The organism is Sulfitobacter donghicola DSW-25 = KCTC 12864 = JCM 14565, assembly GCF_000622405.1.
In the GTDB taxonomy this organism is placed as follows: Bacteria; Pseudomonadota; Alphaproteobacteria; order Rhodobacterales; family Rhodobacteraceae; genus Sulfitobacter; species Sulfitobacter donghicola.
Genome location: NZ_JASF01000005.1, coordinates 1653315 through 1670889, shown reverse-complemented (window position 1 = coordinate 1670889; position 17575 = coordinate 1653315). Strand labels below are relative to the sequence as shown.

General features: G+C 53.6%; 16 protein-coding genes. 3 read left to right on the top strand and 13 right to left on the bottom strand.

The window, feature by feature from the left end:
* Positions 1-136 precede the first annotated feature (136 nt).
* On the bottom strand, positions 137-2389 hold the full coding sequence (locus tag Z948_RS0109050) for a transglycosylase domain-containing protein (protein ID WP_025059245.1): 2253 nt from the start codon (positions 2387-2389) through the stop codon (positions 137-139).
* A gap of 256 nt (positions 2390-2645) precedes the next feature.
* Here Z948_RS0109050 and Z948_RS0109045 point away from each other — a divergent pair, with 256 nt between their 5' ends.
* Positions 2646-2984, top strand: coding sequence for a P-II family nitrogen regulator (locus tag Z948_RS0109045; protein ID WP_025059244.1), 339 nt, complete (start codon positions 2646-2648; stop codon positions 2982-2984).
* A 16-nt stretch (positions 2985-3000) separates the two neighbouring features.
* Positions 3001-4326: an ammonium transporter gene (gene amt / locus Z948_RS0109040; RefSeq protein ID WP_025059243.1), complete on the top strand. Its 1326-nt coding sequence runs from the start codon at positions 3001-3003 to the stop codon at positions 4324-4326.
* Between the two features lie 99 nt (positions 4327-4425).
* On the opposite strand, the gene Z948_RS0109035 is transcribed toward amt, so the two are convergent.
* From Z948_RS0109035 to Z948_RS0108995, 9 genes are all read right to left on the bottom strand, one after another.
* The gene (locus Z948_RS0109035) at positions 4426-5610 is read right to left on the bottom strand and encodes an amino acid aminotransferase (RefSeq protein WP_025059242.1); all 1185 of its coding nucleotides are present in this window, start codon (positions 5608-5610) and stop codon (positions 4426-4428) included.
* On the bottom strand, positions 5610-6464 hold the full coding sequence (gene sseA, locus Z948_RS0109030; RefSeq protein WP_025059241.1) for a 3-mercaptopyruvate sulfurtransferase: 855 nt from the start codon (positions 6462-6464) through the stop codon (positions 5610-5612). Before sseA ends, Z948_RS0109035 begins: the two co-directional genes overlap by 1 nt.
* 91 nt (positions 6465-6555) lie before the next feature.
* Entirely contained in the window at positions 6556-6828 is a 273-nt protein-coding gene (locus Z948_RS0109025) for a hypothetical protein (RefSeq protein WP_025059240.1), read from the bottom strand.
* A gap of 117 nt (positions 6829-6945) precedes the next feature.
* Positions 6946-7434 (bottom strand): SsrA-binding protein SmpB, encoded by a 489-nt coding sequence (gene smpB, locus Z948_RS0109020; RefSeq protein ID WP_025059239.1) that lies wholly within the window; start codon positions 7432-7434, stop codon positions 6946-6948.
* Positions 7435-7479: 45 nt separating this feature from the next.
* Positions 7480-8040: a PqiC family protein gene (locus tag Z948_RS0109015; protein WP_025059238.1), complete on the bottom strand. Its 561-nt coding sequence runs from the start codon at positions 8038-8040 to the stop codon at positions 7480-7482.
* 1 nt (position 8041) lies between these two features.
* Positions 8042-10126: a PqiB family protein gene (locus tag Z948_RS0109010; protein ID WP_025059237.1), complete on the bottom strand. Its 2085-nt coding sequence runs from the start codon at positions 10124-10126 to the stop codon at positions 8042-8044.
* Positions 10119-10772: a paraquat-inducible protein A gene (locus tag Z948_RS0109005; protein WP_052033045.1), complete on the bottom strand. Its 654-nt coding sequence runs from the start codon at positions 10770-10772 to the stop codon at positions 10119-10121. Before Z948_RS0109005 ends, Z948_RS0109010 begins: the two co-directional genes overlap by 8 nt.
* Positions 10739-11383: a paraquat-inducible protein A gene (locus Z948_RS0109000; protein ID WP_025059235.1), complete on the bottom strand. Its 645-nt coding sequence runs from the start codon at positions 11381-11383 to the stop codon at positions 10739-10741. Before Z948_RS0109000 ends, Z948_RS0109005 begins: the two co-directional genes overlap by 34 nt.
* A gap of 72 nt (positions 11384-11455) precedes the next feature.
* Positions 11456-12559 carry a CaiB/BaiF CoA transferase family protein gene (locus Z948_RS0108995; RefSeq protein WP_025059234.1) on the bottom strand — a complete coding sequence of 368 codons (1104 nt, stop codon included), beginning with the start codon at positions 12557-12559 and terminating at the stop codon, positions 11456-11458.
* 187 nt (positions 12560-12746) lie between these two features.
* Between Z948_RS0108995 and Z948_RS0108990 the strand changes: the two genes are divergently transcribed.
* Positions 12747-14366: an FMN-binding glutamate synthase family protein gene (locus tag Z948_RS0108990; RefSeq protein ID WP_025059233.1), complete on the top strand. Its 1620-nt coding sequence runs from the start codon at positions 12747-12749 to the stop codon at positions 14364-14366.
* On the opposite strand, the gene Z948_RS0108985 is transcribed toward Z948_RS0108990, so the two are convergent.
* From Z948_RS0108985 to Z948_RS0108975, 3 genes are all read right to left on the bottom strand, one after another.
* Positions 14344-15183 (bottom strand): hypothetical protein, encoded by an 840-nt coding sequence (locus Z948_RS0108985; protein ID WP_025059232.1) that lies wholly within the window; start codon positions 15181-15183, stop codon positions 14344-14346. The two genes, Z948_RS0108990 and Z948_RS0108985, sit on opposite strands and share 23 nt — an antisense overlap.
* 99 nt (positions 15184-15282) lie before the next feature.
* Positions 15283-16131 carry a YihY/virulence factor BrkB family protein gene (locus Z948_RS0108980; protein ID WP_025059231.1) on the bottom strand — a complete coding sequence of 283 codons (849 nt, stop codon included), beginning with the start codon at positions 16129-16131 and terminating at the stop codon, positions 15283-15285.
* A gap of 94 nt (positions 16132-16225) precedes the next feature.
* Entirely contained in the window at positions 16226-17464 is a 1239-nt protein-coding gene (locus tag Z948_RS0108975) for an Hsp70 family protein (protein WP_025059230.1), read from the bottom strand.
* Positions 17465-17575 lie beyond the last annotated feature (111 nt).

The window sequence follows — 17575 nt, the reverse complement described above, 5'->3', positions numbered from 1 at the left end:
ATATCGGTCGCTTGGGCTTTATACCGCAAAATACCAGTAGCTTCCAAACGACATGTAAAAATCACGGCAACTGTACTCAGGTAGCCATCGAGATAACAAGGTAGTTTCCTTATATAGCGACCCCGCTATGTACGCTCTACCGATCCCCACCAGATGGGTTGGAACTGGCACTGCCGTCACCCGTGCCGCCGAAAATATCCTGCAACACCTGATCAATGATGTTGGTCGGGCGGCTGGGTTGGGTTGGCTGTTGCTGAACCTGAGGAGTTAGCGGCTCGACCTCGTTAACATCGCCTTCGAATATCACCTGCGCCGGAGCAGGGGCGACCATTGGCAATGGCTTTAAGGGCACACCTTGGTGGACACGCTGCATTGCTTCGCGGAAAATTTCAGCAGGTAGGCCACCGCCTGTTACCCCTTTAAGAGGCGTATTATCGTCATAGCCCATCCAGACGCCAGCCACATAGTCAGCAGAAAACCCGATGAACCATGCATCCTTTGCCGCCGAGGTTGTGCCTGTCTTACCAGCAATCTGACGATCCCCGAACTGGGCACGTTTACCTGTGCCTTCAGACACAACCTTTTCCATCATATAGATCAGCTGACCCGCTGCATCCTCCTGAATGACGCGCTCACCAATACCGCCACCAGTTCCCATCAAGGGCTCTGCATCTCCGCGCAGACGTAGATCGATCAGACCAAAGGGGGTAACGGATGAGCCGCCGTTCAAGATGCCTGCAAAAGCCCCTGTCATTTCGATCAGCGTGCTTTCCGAAGCGCCAAGAGCCAAGGCAGGGCCAGCCGCCAGATCATTTTTGATCCCAAACTGCGAGGCAACCGTGCTTACCGTTTGCCGCCCTACAGATTCCGATATCTTCACCGCAGGAATATTCAACGATTGCGCCAACGAGTTGGTCATTGTGGTTTGCCCAACAAAACGCTTGGTATAGTTTTTCGGACACCATTCGCCCGAGCCAGGAATGTTCAGACAATAGGGGCTGTCATCAACAAGGTCGTTCGGGGAATACCCCAGATCAAGTGCCGCCGCATACACGAAAGGCTTGAAGGCCGATCCGGTTTGGCGCAACGCTTGCGTGGCGCGGTTGAATGCCCCTGACACTTTGGTTTTGCGCCCACCGACCATGGCCCGTACCGCACCATCTGCGCTCATCACGACAATAGCGGCCTGCGCCTTTGATCCCGCGCGCACCTTGTTATCAAACACCCAGTTCAAACCATCTTCGGCAGCTTTCTGCATCCGCTGATCTAGGGTTGTTCGAATAATCACGTCTTCGGTTGTTTTGCGGGTAAAAAATTCAGGCCCTGTCGACATAACCCAATCGGCAAAATACCCACCCGCGCGCGCTTCGGCTGCCTCGGACAGGGTCGCGGGATTTGCCTGCGCTACGGCCATTTCCTCATCTGTGAGATAACCCTGTTCGTTCATCAGGCGCAGCACAGTTGCCGCACGGTTACGCGAACGTTCTAGATTAGAGGTCGGCGACAAGGTGCTGGGCGCTGTCAGCAAGCCAGCCAGCATTGCGGATTCGGCGGGGTCAATCTCGGCTGCGTGCTTGCCGAAATAACGCTGTGCCGCACCTTCGGCCCCATAGGCACCGCCCCCCATGTAGGCGCGGTTTAGGTAAATAGAGAGAATTTCGTTTTTGGAATACTTCGCTTCCATCGCCATCGCATAAACAGCTTCTTTGGCTTTACGCTTGATCGACCCGCGGCGACATTCTGCTTCGTACTCAGCCTCGGTCTGCCCCGCACTGGGATCAAACGGCTCTCCCAAGCACAACAGTTTTGCCGTCTGTTGCGTAATCGTCGACCCCCCATGCCCCGACAGCGGGCCACGGCCTTCGCTTAGGTTGATGCGAACAGCTGACGCAATACCGCGCGGGCTGAGGCCAAAGTGACGATAGAACCTCTTGTCCTCGGTTGCGATCACCGCATTCTTCAAATGCGGAGAAACATCTTCGGCGGTCACTGCGCCGCCAAACTGATCGCCGCGCCATGCAAACACTTCACCCTCGTGATCCAACATAGTGACAGAGCCACCCGCGCGCCCATCCAAAAGATCTTCGAGAGGAGGCAAGGTTGTATAAAAATAGCCAACGATCAGCCCCAGCAATAACATGCCGACCAAAACAGATCGTGAAGTAACCACCCAGATCAGCCGAAGGATCCAACGCACCACCCCGACAAAGAACCCCATAATGCCACCACGCCGCTTCCGCGGTGTCTTGGGCTTTTTCGGCGCCCGTTTTGGCTTGGGCTTTGGTTTTGCCTTGGCTTTGGCCGCAGGCATAGCTGCCGTGACCTTGGCCTTCGAGCCATACCGATTCTCGGCAACCAGCGGCCGCCTGCGTTTAGGAGTGTCATTCATGTTAATTTGCCTGCTCGGCTTTCGTTTTTTTCCACCTTAGCCCCCTACAGCCCGATTGTTTAGCGTTTCATGCCTAAGTTTATCTCAAAATACTGACTGATTTTTGAGCAGTTAACGATTGCTGCCTAATTTTTAATCGCACTAGCGCCAAAAACATGCAATTTTAACCTCTCTAACCTTCCCTTTTGGAGCCTCAATCCAGTTTTCTGCAGCGGCATCATGCAGAAAAATCTGCGAATAAAGAGGGGACAATTTGATGAAACTCATCATTGCCACAATCAAACCATTCAAGCTCGAAGAGGTTCGCGAAGCGCTGACCGAAGCGGGCGTCCGAGGCCTGATGGTCACGGAGATCAAAGGTTTTGGCGCGCAATCCGGCCATACCGAAATTTATCGCGGCGCAGAATACGTCGTAAACTTTGTACCAAAGGTCAAATTGGAGCTCGTCGTTGCAGACAGCGTTGCCGACCAGATGGTCGAAGTGATCAGCAAGACAGCACAAACCGGCAAGATCGGCGACGGCAAGATCTTTGTGCTCGATGTCGAGCAAGCTGTGCGCGTGCGCACCAGTGAAACCGGCGAAGACGCTCTGTAAATTCAAGGACGATAAGATGACTATGAAATCTCTCATTCCAGTAGCAGTCGGAGCCACGTTGCTGCCGACTTTTGCTTTGGCCCAAGACGCGGCGGCGCCTGTCTCCGCTGATATGATCTGGATCATGAACACATTGCTGTTCCTGATCGGCGGCTTTTTGGTATTCTTCATGGCGGCAGGTTTTGCCATGCTCGAAGGTGGCTTGGTACGTTCCAAAAACGTAACCATGCAGATGACAAAAAACGTAGCCCTGTTTTCACTGGCGACAATCGCCTATTGGGCGTTCGGCTACAACCTGATGTACCCACTGGGCACATGGTCCATTGAGGGCGTTCTGTCAGGCGTATTCGGCGCAGGCGTTCTGGAAGCTGTTGGCATCGATCTGGCTGGCGCCGACGATGGCGAATATGCCTCCACCGGTTCCGACTTCTTCTTCCAGCTGATGTTCTGTGCGGCAACAGCATCCATCGTTTCTGGTGCCTTGGCTGAGCGCATCAAACTATGGCCTTTCCTGATCTTCGTGGTCATCCTGACAGGCATCATCTATCCTTTGCAGGCTTCCTGGAAATGGGGCGGTGGTTTCTTGGACGAAGCAGGCTTCCTCGACTTTGCGGGTTCCACAGTTGTGCACTCTGTAGGCGGCTGGGCTGCTCTGGCAGGCGCGCTGATCCTTGGACCACGTATCGGCAAATACAAAGACGGCCGTGTAAACCCAATGCCAGGTTCCAACCTCGCACTGGCGACACTGGGTATGTTCATCCTGTGGCTCGGTTGGTTCGGCTTTAACGGCGGCTCACAGCTGGCGATGGGTTCCGTAGGCGATATCGCAGATGTATCCCGCATCTTTGCCAACACAAACGCAGCTGCTGCTGGTGGTGCTGTTGTAGCGCTGATCCTGACGCAGGTTCTGTACAAAAAGCCTGACCTTACAATGATCCTGAACGGCGCATTGGCTGGTCTGGTATCCATCACAGCCGAGCCTCTGACACCAGGTCTAGGCATGGCGACATTGATCGGTGGTATCGGTGGTGTGATCGTGGTCTTCGCGGTTCCATTCCTCGACAAGCTGAAAATCGATGACGTTGTTGGTGCGATCCCTGTTCACCTCTTTGCAGGTATCTGGGGCACAATCGCTGTTGTTCTTACAAACGGCGACGCGAGCCTCGGCACGCAGCTATACTCCATCGTTGTTGTAGGTATCTTCACCTTCGTTGTGTCCGGTGTGGTTTGGTTCATCCTGAAAGCAACAATGGGTATCCGTGTTAGCGAAGAAGCCGAGATCGCTGGTCTCGACACTGCTGAGCTGGGCATGGAAGCCTACCCTGAATTCACCCGCGGGTAATATCAGATAACGCCCCTCCCGATTAGGGAGGGGTACACAAACGAAAAGGCCCCGCATCATTTGATGCGGGGCCTTTTTACTTGTTCAAATGGAACCCTGTTAGATACCGGAATCAATAATCGCTTTTGCCAAAACCGGAACGGTCTGTGCATTCAAACCCGCAATGTTCATACGGCTATCGCCCACCATATAGATGCCATGCTCAACCCGAAGTTTCTCAACCATCTCAGGTGTCGTTCCAAGACGTGAAAACATACCGCGGTGCTGCGCAAGAAAGCCAAAGCGATCAGAACCTGAAAGGCGTTGCAGCTCTTCTGCAAGCTGGCTGCGCAGCCCCAGCATCGATTTGCGAACCTCTTCCAATTCAACCTGCCAGTCGGCGCGCAGGTCAGCATCGGAAAGGATTGTTGTGACAATGCGCGCACCGTGATCTGGCGGGAAGCTAAAGTTCTGGCGGTTCAGATAGGATAGCGTCCCTTGATTTAGGCCCGTTGCGCTATCGTCTGCGCTGATCGCCATCAAAATGCCGGTACGTTCGCGGTAGATCCCAAAGTTCTTTGAGCAGCTCGCCGCGATAAGGCATTCTGGAACCGCCGCAGCAACCTTGCGCGTGGCGGTGGCATCCTCTTGCAAACCATCACCGAAGCCTTGGTAGGCAATATCAATCATCGGGGTCGCGCCGGTTTCCAGCAACACCTTGATGACCTCATCCCATTCGGCGCTGTTCAGGTTCGCGCCGGTCGGGTTATGGCAGCAACCGTGCAACAGAACCACATCGCCCTTTTTCGCGGTTTTGAGGTCCTCGATCAGACCATCAAAATCAACGCCACGGGTTTCGCTATCGAAATAGCGATAGGAAACCGTTTCGATCCCGAGATAGCCAAGGATGGCAACATGGTTTGGCCATGTCGGGTTTGATACGAAAACCCGCGCATCCGGATTTGCCATTTGGATCAGTTCAAAGGCTTGGCGCACTGCGCCCGTTCCACCCGGTGTGGCCGCAGCAGCGACATTCCCGCGCGCAACAGCATCCCCAAGGACAAGATCAACCATCACGTCACTAAACGCCGGATCACCAGCCAGACCTGTGTAAACCTTGGTGTCTTGGGACTCCCAAATTTTCTGCTCCGCGGCTTTCACCGCACGCATAACAGGCGTTAGGCCTGTCGCGTCTTTATAAACACCAACACCTAGATCCACTTTGGTGTCGCGCGGATCTTCGCGGTACATCTGGACAAGAGCCAGAATTTTATCGGCAGGTTGGGGTTTTAGGGTTTCAAACATCACGCATCTCCAGTTGCGACTGGCACAGTCGGGAACATTCCCCACTCGGCCCATGATCCATCATAAAGAGCCCACTCACTGTGGCCTATTCGTTCTAACGCCAATGCTAAAACGGCGGCAGTTACACCCGATCCACATGACGTGATGATCGGCTTTGCCAAATCCAAACCTGCGGCTTGAAACACGGCCTTGCACTCGGCCTTGGTTTTCATCGTTTGCCCGTCATTCAATAGGCTGGCGAAAGGCACATTGCGGGATTTAGGGATATGGCCCGCGCGCAGACCCTCGCGTGGCTCTGGTGCTTCGCCCCGAAAACGGGGGGCCGCACGTGCGTCGACGATCTGCGGCAACCCCAGTTTGGAAGCATGAGCAACCTGTGTAACATCGCGGACAAGTTGGTTTTGGAAACGGACCGTCATGTGGCGATCACGAAGGACTGGCGGCATGTCTTCTGTGGGGCGACCCTCAGCCACCCATTTCGGCAGACCACCGTCCAAAACCGCAACGTTCTCTTGGCCCATCAGCTTGAACAACCACCAAACGCGCGGTGCAGACATAATGCCAGCGCCATCATAAACGACCACTTGGTGCCCGTCACCCACGCCCAAGGCGCGCATGCGTGACATGAATTTTTCGATGGGAGGAGCCATATGCGGCAGACTGGATCGCCCGTCTGATATTTCATCAATATCAAAGAACCGAGCACCCGGAATATGAGCCGCGTCATATTCGGCCTTTGGGTCGCGTTCATCCGTTGGTAAATACCATGACGCATCCAACACCCGAATATCGGGATCCTTTAAATGTTGCGCCAACCATTCGGTTGAAACCAGAGTTTTGGGATCGTCCGCCATTTCATGCCCTCGACAACAGTTTTCTTTGCCTAGCTGTCTGGGCCGGAAACGGCAAGAGCAGGAGGGTTTGCCCCCTGCTCTGCTAGGCAGTTTAGCCCATTTTGTTGCGGATCATCCCAACAACAGCAAGAACAACACCACCACCGATGCCGCCGCCCGCTACTTGGGAGATGATTGAACCAATATCCATCCCTGCTGTGGGATCACCACCACCAGAGATCATACCGAGGATAGAGCCACCAAGCCCCCCACCTACAATACCTGAAATCGAGTTGATCAACGTACCTTGGTTAAGCCCACCAATTGCTTTGCCAGCTAAGTTGCCGCCTACTGCGCCTGATAGCAGGCCAATAATAAGTTCCATATCTTATCCCCTACGCCGTAAAAAAGTGATTTCGTGTTTTCAGCACGGCTTCCCGAAAGTGAACAAACGCTAACAAGCGGGATCAAAGGGGTAACGGGGAATTCGGATAGTAGCCTCTCAGCCGTGATCCTTCATCAAGCGCGATTTTTGCCGCGACCAATCACGCTTGGCTGCGTCTTCACGCTTGTCGTGCAGCTTTTTACCCTTAGCGATACCAATCTTGATCTTGGCTTTGCCACGGTGGTTAAAATACATAACCATCGGCACCAAGGTCATCCCTTTGCGCTGGGTTGCGTTCCACATATCGGCAAGTTGCTTGCGGCTTACCAACAGTTTGCGGCGGCGGCGCTCTTCGTGGCCAAAGGTTTTCGCCTGCTTATACGGCGCAATATAGCTGTTCACCAACCATAGCTCACCGTCTTCTACAGCAGCATAGCTTTCAGCGATGTTCGAACCACCCATGCGCAGGGATTTCACTTCGGACCCCTCCAGCATAATGCCGCATTCGATATCTTCCTCGATCGCATAGTCAAACCGCGCGCGGCGGTTTTCTGCGATGACCTTATAGTTCGGGTCTGCTTTGGATGATGATTTTACCTGAGCCATAGAAAGCGATGTAGGACGCTAGCGCCCTTTGCGCAAGGGACCGCCTTAGCGCAGCCCTTTGCGTGCTATGTATTTAGCGAGGTCCAGCACGACCTGCCCCCGTGCCTGTGCAATCGCCGCTGGTCCGGCTTCGGGGTCATAAGGGACGCTCAGATCAAACAACCCCGACCGTTCGCGCCCCTCGTAAACCCCAACAAAATACTGCCCAGACGCACGGAACACGCCATCCGTCCCCGCCACTAAATCGGTAAACCGAACATCTAATGTCGCCGCCGCATCTTCTTCAAAGGGCCAAGGCTCTGACGCGACGCGCTTGCGGGAAAGCCGCGCAAGGTTTCGGCTCAACTCTAGCCCGACAGCCCGCTCAGGAGAATCAGCCCAAAGAACCTTTGACGTAATCATAGTGCCATCAGGCGCTTGCTGAGCGATTTCATCCGCCGCCGCATAACTTGGCAAAGAAACGTCTTTGACCTCAACCGACGCAAACCCGATCCGAACGGTTTCTTTGATTGCAGGTGGGTTCACCGCAACGAGATCAGGATCACCGCAAGCCGCGAGCAAAAGCAGCCCAGCAAACATGGCGGTGAGTGGTTTCGAAAGTATCATATTATCTTCCCAGCAGCAGAGAATTCGGGTTTCGTTCAATGGTACGTGCCAGCTTTTCTAACGCACCTGCGGCCTGTTGAATATCACGTAATGCAGCCTCGGCAGCGCGGCTCAACTGGTCGCCCTTGTTATAGCCCTCAATCGTTTGGCCTGCCTGAACGAACAATGCGTTCAGGCGCTCGATAACCTTTGGCAGGTCGCGCGCACTGATTGCGATGCTATCTGCCGCGGTCTGTGCAGAGGCAAGCGTCTTGTTCACATTCTCAACCGCTCCACCTTCGCGCAATTCTTTCAAGGTTGCGTTTAGTTGATCCAACGCCCCTTTCAGCGCCACGGGCAACTGGGCAGTGTCTGGGCTGCTCACCAATGCCTCGGCGGAAGTTGTCAGCGAAGTCAGCTCGTTTATCAGTGTATCAAACTCTAACGCTGCTGCCTTTGAAGCAACTGCCTGAATATCCTCTATCAACTCAGGCACGCCGGCAGCTGATGAAGTGACCGTTTCAGCAGCGGCCGAGGCCGCCTCTAACGTTTCACCCAACGAGGCAACGATGCGTTGCTTTTCCAATTCCGCAACCAGACTTTCGACACGCACCAGCGTAGCGTTCAACGAAACTGGGATGTTTTTCACATCATCCGATCCCACGATCCCTGACAAATCGTTCAAAAGGGCCCGAACGTCGCTGGGCGTCTGCTGTAAATCCTGATTGGAAATCAACGCATCAGCCGAGTTCATCACATTGATCGCGCTGCTCAGCAACTCTTCGATCGGGAGGCTATTAAGCCGGTTAAAGACCCCCTCAACCGTCGCGCTGGCATCGGATGTTTCGCTTTTTGTTGTCGGCATGATTGGCAAGTCAAAACCGGAAATAGTTAGCTGGCCAAAGGGCGGGTCTTCGACCTCTATCAGTTCTACCTTTAGACCACCGGTCAGCAAACTGGTTGTTGCAAGCCGTGCTCGAAGGCCATTTGTAACGCGGTCTTGTAGTAAAGATAGCGCGGAATTGGCAGAAACCTCCCCTGGCAATCCTAGACGCGCAGGTTGAATGGATAAAATCACGTTGAGCCGCACGCGGCTGTCGCCGAACTGATTGAAATCAACAATGCCAGACAAACTATCAACAGAGCCGATCCGCAAGCCGCTCAACTCAACCGGAGCGCCAACCGTCAGGCCCGAAACATTCTCTTCAAAGATCACGCTCAGGCGCAGTGGTTCAACATCGGAAGTCGTGAACAGGCTGTTATGCGCCTCATCCCTTTCGGTATAGACATCAAAAACCTCGCCATCCCGCACAGCATCCCCGCCAGAAACAAAAGTATCAAACGTGATGCCGCCACCAATTAGGGTTGCGATAGATGTAAAATCGATCTCGGCACCTGATGGCCCAATCGAAACATCAAATCCGGCTGTTTCCCAAAACCGTGTGGATGAATTCACAAGGTGCCTGTGCTCTTCAAAAATCAAACCCTCAGTAATTGCAAAAGCACCACTACGCGCAATTTGCGCACGACCTATCTGGCCCACTTCGATCCCCCGAAATAGGATCGGCGCGTTATCCGTCAGCGAGCTGTTCGTCGTCGTCTTAAAGGCGATCTGCAATCCGCTTTGACCAGGTTTAATCAACGGCGCCTCGTCAGATCCCCGAAAGGTATCCGCGAACGCGCCGATTTCGCTATCCCAAGATCCTTCGATGTAAACACCGCTCAAAACAGTGCTGAGCCCGCTAATGCCACGGGCCGTCACCTCGGGCTGCACGATCCAGAAAACCGAATTTACGTCGACATAGGGGGCGATGTTTTTCTTGAGACGGATATGCGCCTCGACAAGGCCCAGATCCTCGCTAAAGCCAACATCCTCGACTTCACCAACGTCGATGTCGCGATATTTCAGCTTTGTTTCACCTGCCGCAATGCCTGCACCATCAGCGAAGCTCACGATGATGACAGGACCGCGCGCGGCAAAAGATTGCCATGCAACCGCAATCGCAACGATCAAAGCCGCAATCGGAATAATCCAAACCAAGGACGCACCGCGCAAAGTGCTTTGCGATGTTGGTTTTATCGAAACAGGGGGGGGCATGTCAGACATGTTTACGTGCCTCATCGTCATCTGTTTGCTGCGCGTCCCAGATCATTCGCGGATCGAATGCCTGAGCTGACAACATGGTGAATATCACCGAAAGGGCGAAAAAGAACGCAGCAGGCCCTGGCGTGATAGATACAAGCCCTTGCAGTTGCACCAGCGCCGACAGGATGGCAACAACAAAGATATCAATCATAGACCACCTGCCAATATACTCGACCACCTCATAAACCACCATCCGGTTGCGAGAGGTAAAACCGCTATGGGAGCGAACACTGACAGCCAGAAATGCAATTGCCCAGAATTTACCCAGCGGGATAATCACAGAGGCAAAGAGAATAATTGCTGCCACGCCAAAAGACCCGTGATGAGCAAGCTCAACCGCCCCGCCAATGATCGTGCTATGCGTTTCCGAAAACAGCTGCTGTGTGTTCAACATCGTGTATATGTTTGCGGGAAAATAACACATGAGCCCGACGATCCACAGCGCCCAGACTTTTTGGAGGCTTTGATCATCACGCGAAACAAGCGGCGCACCGCAGCGCCCGCAAATTTGCGTACCCAATGGCCACGCCCGCGTACACCGCGTGCACGCAACAACACCCGCTGAACGGGCGGTTATCGTCTTTTGGGATGTTCCAGAGAGTTCCATACAGACCACTTACACATATATCCGTCCTGCGCGATGACCAGCACCACCAAAACACCAAACATCCAAAACGCCGGACCAAAGCTAACCGTCGCCAGATCCGCAACTTTTACCAACGCCACAGCACAACCCAACGCAAAAATCTCGGCCATGGACCAAGGTCTCATCGCTTCGGACAATCGAAACGCACGGATGGCATATCGCGCAGGTGGCTTATCCAGAACCACCGGCACCAGCACATATAGTGTTAACAACATGCGCGTCAGCGGAACAAAAATGATAAATCCCGCCGTCAACAACGCAAGAACCATCATCGGCCCATGCGTAAACGATAACGCCGCATCCAGAATAGAAACAGCATTGCTGCGCCCTGCCGCGCTAATCCGTAAGAACGGAAAAACACTGGCAAACACAATCAGGATAACAACGGCAATCGAAACCGCGATTATCTGCATCCCTGCTTTTCGACGCGGTTGGATCAAGACAGTATGACAGCGACTGCAAACCGCTTGCTCGCCATGTTTAGGGCGCTGCAATTGGTATGCCGCGTCACAGACGGGGCAAACAATCAGTTTTTCGAGAGGGCCAGAAAGAAAATCATCGGCATCGGTCATAGTGCTTTTATAGCGGGATAAACGACAAGGTTACACTCCCAATTGATGCCTTCCGCAGTGCCTGAGCTTTAGTCAATCTGCCAAGGTTTCATCGGCTATCGGATCCAAGCCGAGTTGCGCCAGAATATCTGCGGTATCCGCACCAATCGCAGTTGGCGTTTTTGGATCATCCGGCATCGAACGACTAAACCGCGGCGCTGGCGCCGATTGCGTTATCCCATCAGGGGAGATGAATGATTTGCGCTCTGCCATATGGGGATGAAACTGTGCCTCTGAAAATGTTAAAACAGGGGCTACACAAGCATCGGTTCCATCAAAAACCTCGGCCCATTCATCACGGCTCTTTTGAAAAAAGGCATGGGCGTATTGCGCCGAACGCGTCTTCCAATGTTGCGTGTCGTTTTGGCTCTGTTGATGATCAACGGGGAGGCCCGCATTTTCCAACAAAATTGCGTGGAACTGCGGCTCCAACGCCCCAACCGAAATAAACCCACCGCAAGAGCACGTGTAACAGCGGTAAAACGGTGCGGCGCCATCTAACCAATTTGCGCCCCGTTCCTCGCTCCAGCGCCCCTGAGCCAACATCGCATGGATCAACCCCATCATGGCTGGCACGCCATCTACCATCGCCGCATCAACAACTTGGCCTTTGCCCGAAATTCCGCGCTCGATCACCGCGCTTAGAATACCCAACAGCAAAAACATCGTGCCGCCACCATAGTCCGCGACCATGTTCAGCGGCGGAACAGGAGGGCGATCCGCATCTCCCATCGCGTGCAATGCGCCCGTCAAAGCAAGATAGTTAATGTCATGCCCCGCCGTCTGCGCCCATGGGCCATCCTGCCCCCAGCCCGTCATACGGGCATAGATCAACGCGTCGTGGCAGGTGTCTGGACCCACCCCCAATCGCTCCATCACGCCGGGGCGAAACCCTTCGATCAAAACATCGCTTGATGCAATCAGCTTGTGAACAGCTTCAATTCCCGCAGTTGTTTTGAGATCCAAAACAATCGAACGCTTACCGCGTCTGTTGATATCCGATGGGTCGGCTGGCGCGGCTTTTCGATCTACGGTGATCACATCAGCCCCCAGATCAGCAAGGAGCTGCCCAGCTAAGGGCGCCGGCCCCAGCCCCGAGAACTCAACGACTTTCAGTGATTTCAATGGCCCCGCCATTTTGCCCTCCGATTTCGCGACTTGTGTGTAAATTTTCGCGAATTACAGAATATTGAAAGAAAGCCGAGTAAAAACTCAACAAAGATCGCACGCTGGTCAGCTAAATTATGTTGGTATTGCCTCGCCCTCTGTTAATACGCCCTACACGATTGCACGATAGCCAAAGGCCACCCTACCGGAGCTGCAAATGCCAAAACTGTCCGAACTCACCCGTTACAGCACCTTTGCTGGTGTTGTTGTTCTCACGTTGTTGAGCTTGATCGCGATTTTTTGGTCTGGATGGTTTTTTGTTCCCTTCCTGATATTCGGCGCGCTTTCCTTGCTGGGGCTGCATGACGTTCGCCAAACCTCCCATTCCATTTTGCGAAATTATCCCGTTTTGGGCCACGTACGCTTTCTGCTCGAAAGCATTCGCCCAGAAATTCGCCAATACCTGCTGGAAGACGACCAAGACGAAGAACCCTTTAGCCGTGATGCCCGATCATTGGTTTATCAACGCGCAAAAGGTCAGGAGGACGCCCGCCCCTTTGGTACGAAGAAACGTGTGTATGAGGGCGGCTATAGCTGGGTTACCCATTCAGTTCAGCCAAAACATATCGAAAACACAGATTTTCGCGTCACTATTGGCGGCAAAGACTGTAAAATCCCCTACAGCGCATCAATCTATAACATCTCTGCGATGAGCTTTGGATCGCTTTCAGCAAACGCGATTACGGCGCTGAACAACGGCGCCGCAGCAGGCGGGTTTGCCCATGATACAGGCGAAGGCGGTATCAGCCGTTATCACCGCGAAGCTGGCGGCGACCTGATCTATGAGATCGGGTCTGGCTATTTTGGCTGTCGAACAGAGGATGGGCAATTTAGCCCTGAAAAATTTGCGAAACAGGCAGAACGGGATCAGGTCAAAATGATCGAGGTAAAGCTGTCGCAAGGCGCCAAACCTGGCCACGGCGGGATGTTGCCCGCTGCTAAGATCACCACCGAAATCGCTGAGGCACGCGATATCCCGATGGGAGAAGATTGCATTTCGCCCGCCTCGCATTCCGCCTTTTCAACGCCGATTGAAATGATGGAATTCTTAGGCCAGCTACGCGAACTGTCCGGCGGCAAACCCGTCGGCTTTAAACTATGCATCGGCCACCAGCGGGAATTCATGTGCATGGTCAAAGCAATGCTAAAGACTGGTATCATACCGGATTTTATCGTGGTCGATGGCACCGAAGGGGGCACTGGTGCGGCACCGCTAGAGTTTGCGAACCATATTGGCATGCCAATGGTCGAAGGTCTGTCTTTTGTCCACAATACGTTACGTGGCGCTGGCATTCGTGACGAGATCAAGATCGGCGCAGCTGGCAAAATCATATCAGCCTTTGATATCGCCCGCGCTTTGGCGTTAGGAGCTGATTGGTGTAATTCTGCGCGCGGATTTATGTTTGCGATTGGTTGTATTCAGGCTCAGGCGTGCCACACAAACCATTGTCCGGTCGGCGTAGCGACCCAAGACCCAACACGTGCACAAGCCTTAAATCCTGTCCACAAAGCTGAGCGGGTTGCACGTTTCCACCGAAATACTTTGGACGCGCTAGGCGAAATGACAGGTGCGGCTGGTTTGACAGACCCAAGTCGTTTCCTGCCGCATCATTTGATGCAACGGCAATCTGACCGTTCGATGGTTCAGGGCAATCAGGCATTCCCCTATCTGCCAATCGGCTTCCTTGTCGATGATCATGCTGCTGACCAGATGGGATATAAAGATCGTTGGTCACGTGCGCGCGCCGAAACCTTCACTCCGCCTGAGTATCTATAGCACAGCCCAGCGCGCCAAAAGCATCTTCCAAGCCTTCGGGCGCCGTTTTGAGAACACGCCCGTTCTGAGCACATCGCCGGATCAATGATCCGCCAACCGGCATCTGCGCATCCTGTGCGGTACCGATGATGCCAGAACCATAAATCAAATAGGTTTGCGAAGCGATGGGCAGGGAAGCATGCCCCTGCCACAGGGCCATCTCAACCGCGCCGCCGAACACACCTTTTGCCATTAGCCGAACATCGAGCCCGCCAGTCTGTGGGCCGCCACTCAACATCCAGATCGAATTGCCGAAACCATTCGTCGGCGGTTCGACATTTCGCAGCTCACTCCCGCCTAAACGCATTTCAGTTGGGTCAACAACGCCGGTGAGGTGCCCAAACCAGCCACCGCTCAATTTCTGGAGTCTGGTTGTGATAACCTTTTCACCGCTCCAAAAACCGCTGACGGCAACCCATTGCCCCCGCCTTACCGAAGCATCCGGTGGCAGATAAACGGGGCTTCCCATGACAGTTGCGGTGCCACCCTCAACCCCCGAAATTGGACCAATGACAGGATAAACTTCAAGAACCCGCACCGCTGTCAGCACATCGTCCTTTAGGGTCACCCGAAGAGCCAATGTATCACCCAGCCCTATTTTTTGCCCCTGCCCCAACAAGCTAATGATAGGCACCTCGTCAGGGATAACGATTTCTTGGCCATTCACCGTAAGCGGGGAAAGCCGCTCGACCACACCAAACACTCCGAATTGTTTCGCGCCATCAGCCTGCGCCGATGTTACGAACAATAGAAACAACACTGATAACCACAGACGCATGAGAAGGCCTCCTCGTCCTCTAGTACCCTCAGGGCGCAATTATCGGTACGAAAAACCGCCGCCCGTTTTCCCCGAAAACCTTCCGCAGCCAAATGAGCATCATTCGCCCAAAACAGAACCAATCACATGCTTATCAATTTGGGCATTCACAACCGCACCCAACAAAATCAAAAAGCTACTGAGCCATAGCCAAAGTAGCATCGCAATCACGGCACCGATCGAACCGTAAACCTGATTATAGTTACCAAAATTGGCCACGTAATAAGAAAATAATACGGATAGGCTGCCCCAACTCACCACTGCAAATATCGCCCCCCACAGAACCGACCGATATGAAGGGCGATCCAGATTTGGGCCAAACCGATAGAGAACACTAACCCCCATCAAAAGAACGCTGACCGCGATCAACCAGCGTAGGGTTTCAACAATGATACCAGCACCCCCCTCCAAAGGGAAAAACGCAAGGGCAATTGGCGCAACAACCAAGGTCAAAAGAGCGACGATACCCACAGTTACAAGGCCAAGCGTCAAAAGCAGCGCTCTGAAATAATGCGAGGCGGCATTGCGGTTATCCTCGCCATAGACCTCGTTTAGGCCCATCATAATCGCAGCCACCCCTGCCCGCGCAGACCAAAGCGCCGCGGCAATCGAAATCGCACCAGCCCACCCCAATGTATCCGAACTAGCTGTGACAAGGCTCACGATCTGTTCGTGCAAAATGAGGTAGACATCTTGGGGCAAAAAGCCCTGCATCTGTTCAAGCTGCGCAATGACGACAGACGGATTAGAAATCAGGCTCAGCAAAGCAATCAGCGCGGCGATAGCTGGGAAAAGGGACAACATGCAATAAAACGCGACACCCGCTGAAATCAACGCAAGGTTCGTCGCTCTGATTTGCACAAACCCATCCCGCAGCGCAGCACGAGTCCTTTTCAGAATTGATGTCATTATCATTTATCCGCCGCATCCCATTTGATGCGAGATTGTCTGTTTCGCCGTGATCCGTAAAGCACCGCGTGAAACTCCAACGCGCTTCGTTGCTTTAATCAAACGCCGTTTGTGCAGCCAAGCTGAGGCCGTCCACGATCGCTGTCAAAGCCGACCCATGATGGGCTGCCGCCTTTGGAAATACAGCTTGCAACGACTCTCTTGTGACGTTCATCAGGCTAGACCCGCCAACGAAAACCAAATGGGTTACCCCGGCCGGTTCGATCCCCGCTTGCGCAACCGTTGCCAATGCTGCGTTCGCCATTTCCTGTGTCAAAGGCTCTAACAGGTCGACCACCGTTTCACCCGACAAGGAAGGTACCAGCCCGCGTTCAACGATTTTTAGATCGATATCACCAGCACCATCGTTGTTCGCATCAATTTTGCCCTGCTCAACGGCAAAGGCAATGTCATGCCCCAACTCATCCGTAAGGACCGAAACCAGCCGCGCGAACTTTTCCGGCTCGACCGCGTATTTTTCCAAATCCTTGGCAAGGCGACGGCTTTCTGGCGCGTAAAGAAACTGGATTTTCTGCCACGTTGCGAGATCATTAAAAATTGTCGCGGGGGCGACATGTGTTTCGTCCCCAAAGGCATGTCGAATGGCACTGCCACGTCCCAGATGCGGCATGACGGTTTCGATACTCAGGACCCGATCAAAATCTGTTCCGCCTAGGCGCACACCGTGGCTGACCAAAATATCAATCGCTTCAGCGCGATTTCGAAACAGGGTAAAATCCGATGTACCACCACCAATGTCGACGATCAGCCCCAGATCCCCTTCGGCCAACAGCGAACGGTTTGCTAGGGCTGCTGCCTCTGGTTCAAACATAAACGTCACATCGTCAAAACCCGCACGCGTATAGGCTTCACGCAGATCAACCTCTGCTTGGGCGTTGCGCGCATCATCGGGATGAAACCGGACAGGGCGCCCTGACAAAGCGCGGTCAAATCTCTCTCCGGTTGCTTTTTCGGCCTGCTGTTTCACCCGCTGCAAAAACCGCGCGACGATGTCGATAAAGTCTAGCTTTTCACCCAGAAGATTTCGTTTTTCCCGCATCAATGGCGCCCCAAGAAGGCTTTTGAGCGCCCGCATATAGCGCCCCTCTTCACCCGCTAACAAAGCAGTGCCCGCCGCTCCGCCGATCAGCATCTTCTTTTCTTCAAAGTCGAAAAAGACCGCTGTGGGCAGGGTCGATTGACCCGTTTCCAATGCAATCAAATAGGGCTCGCCATCTCGCACGATCCCTGCTGCCGAGTTGGACGTACCAAAATCTATGCCTAGAACCGCCATGTTCTGCCCCTTTATTCGTCAGAAGACGACGCCCTAACCCAGCAGGCGACCTGCCGCAAGGTTTCTCCTAGCCAGAAAGGGTTTAGTCCCATAACCTTCTCGTAATCATAA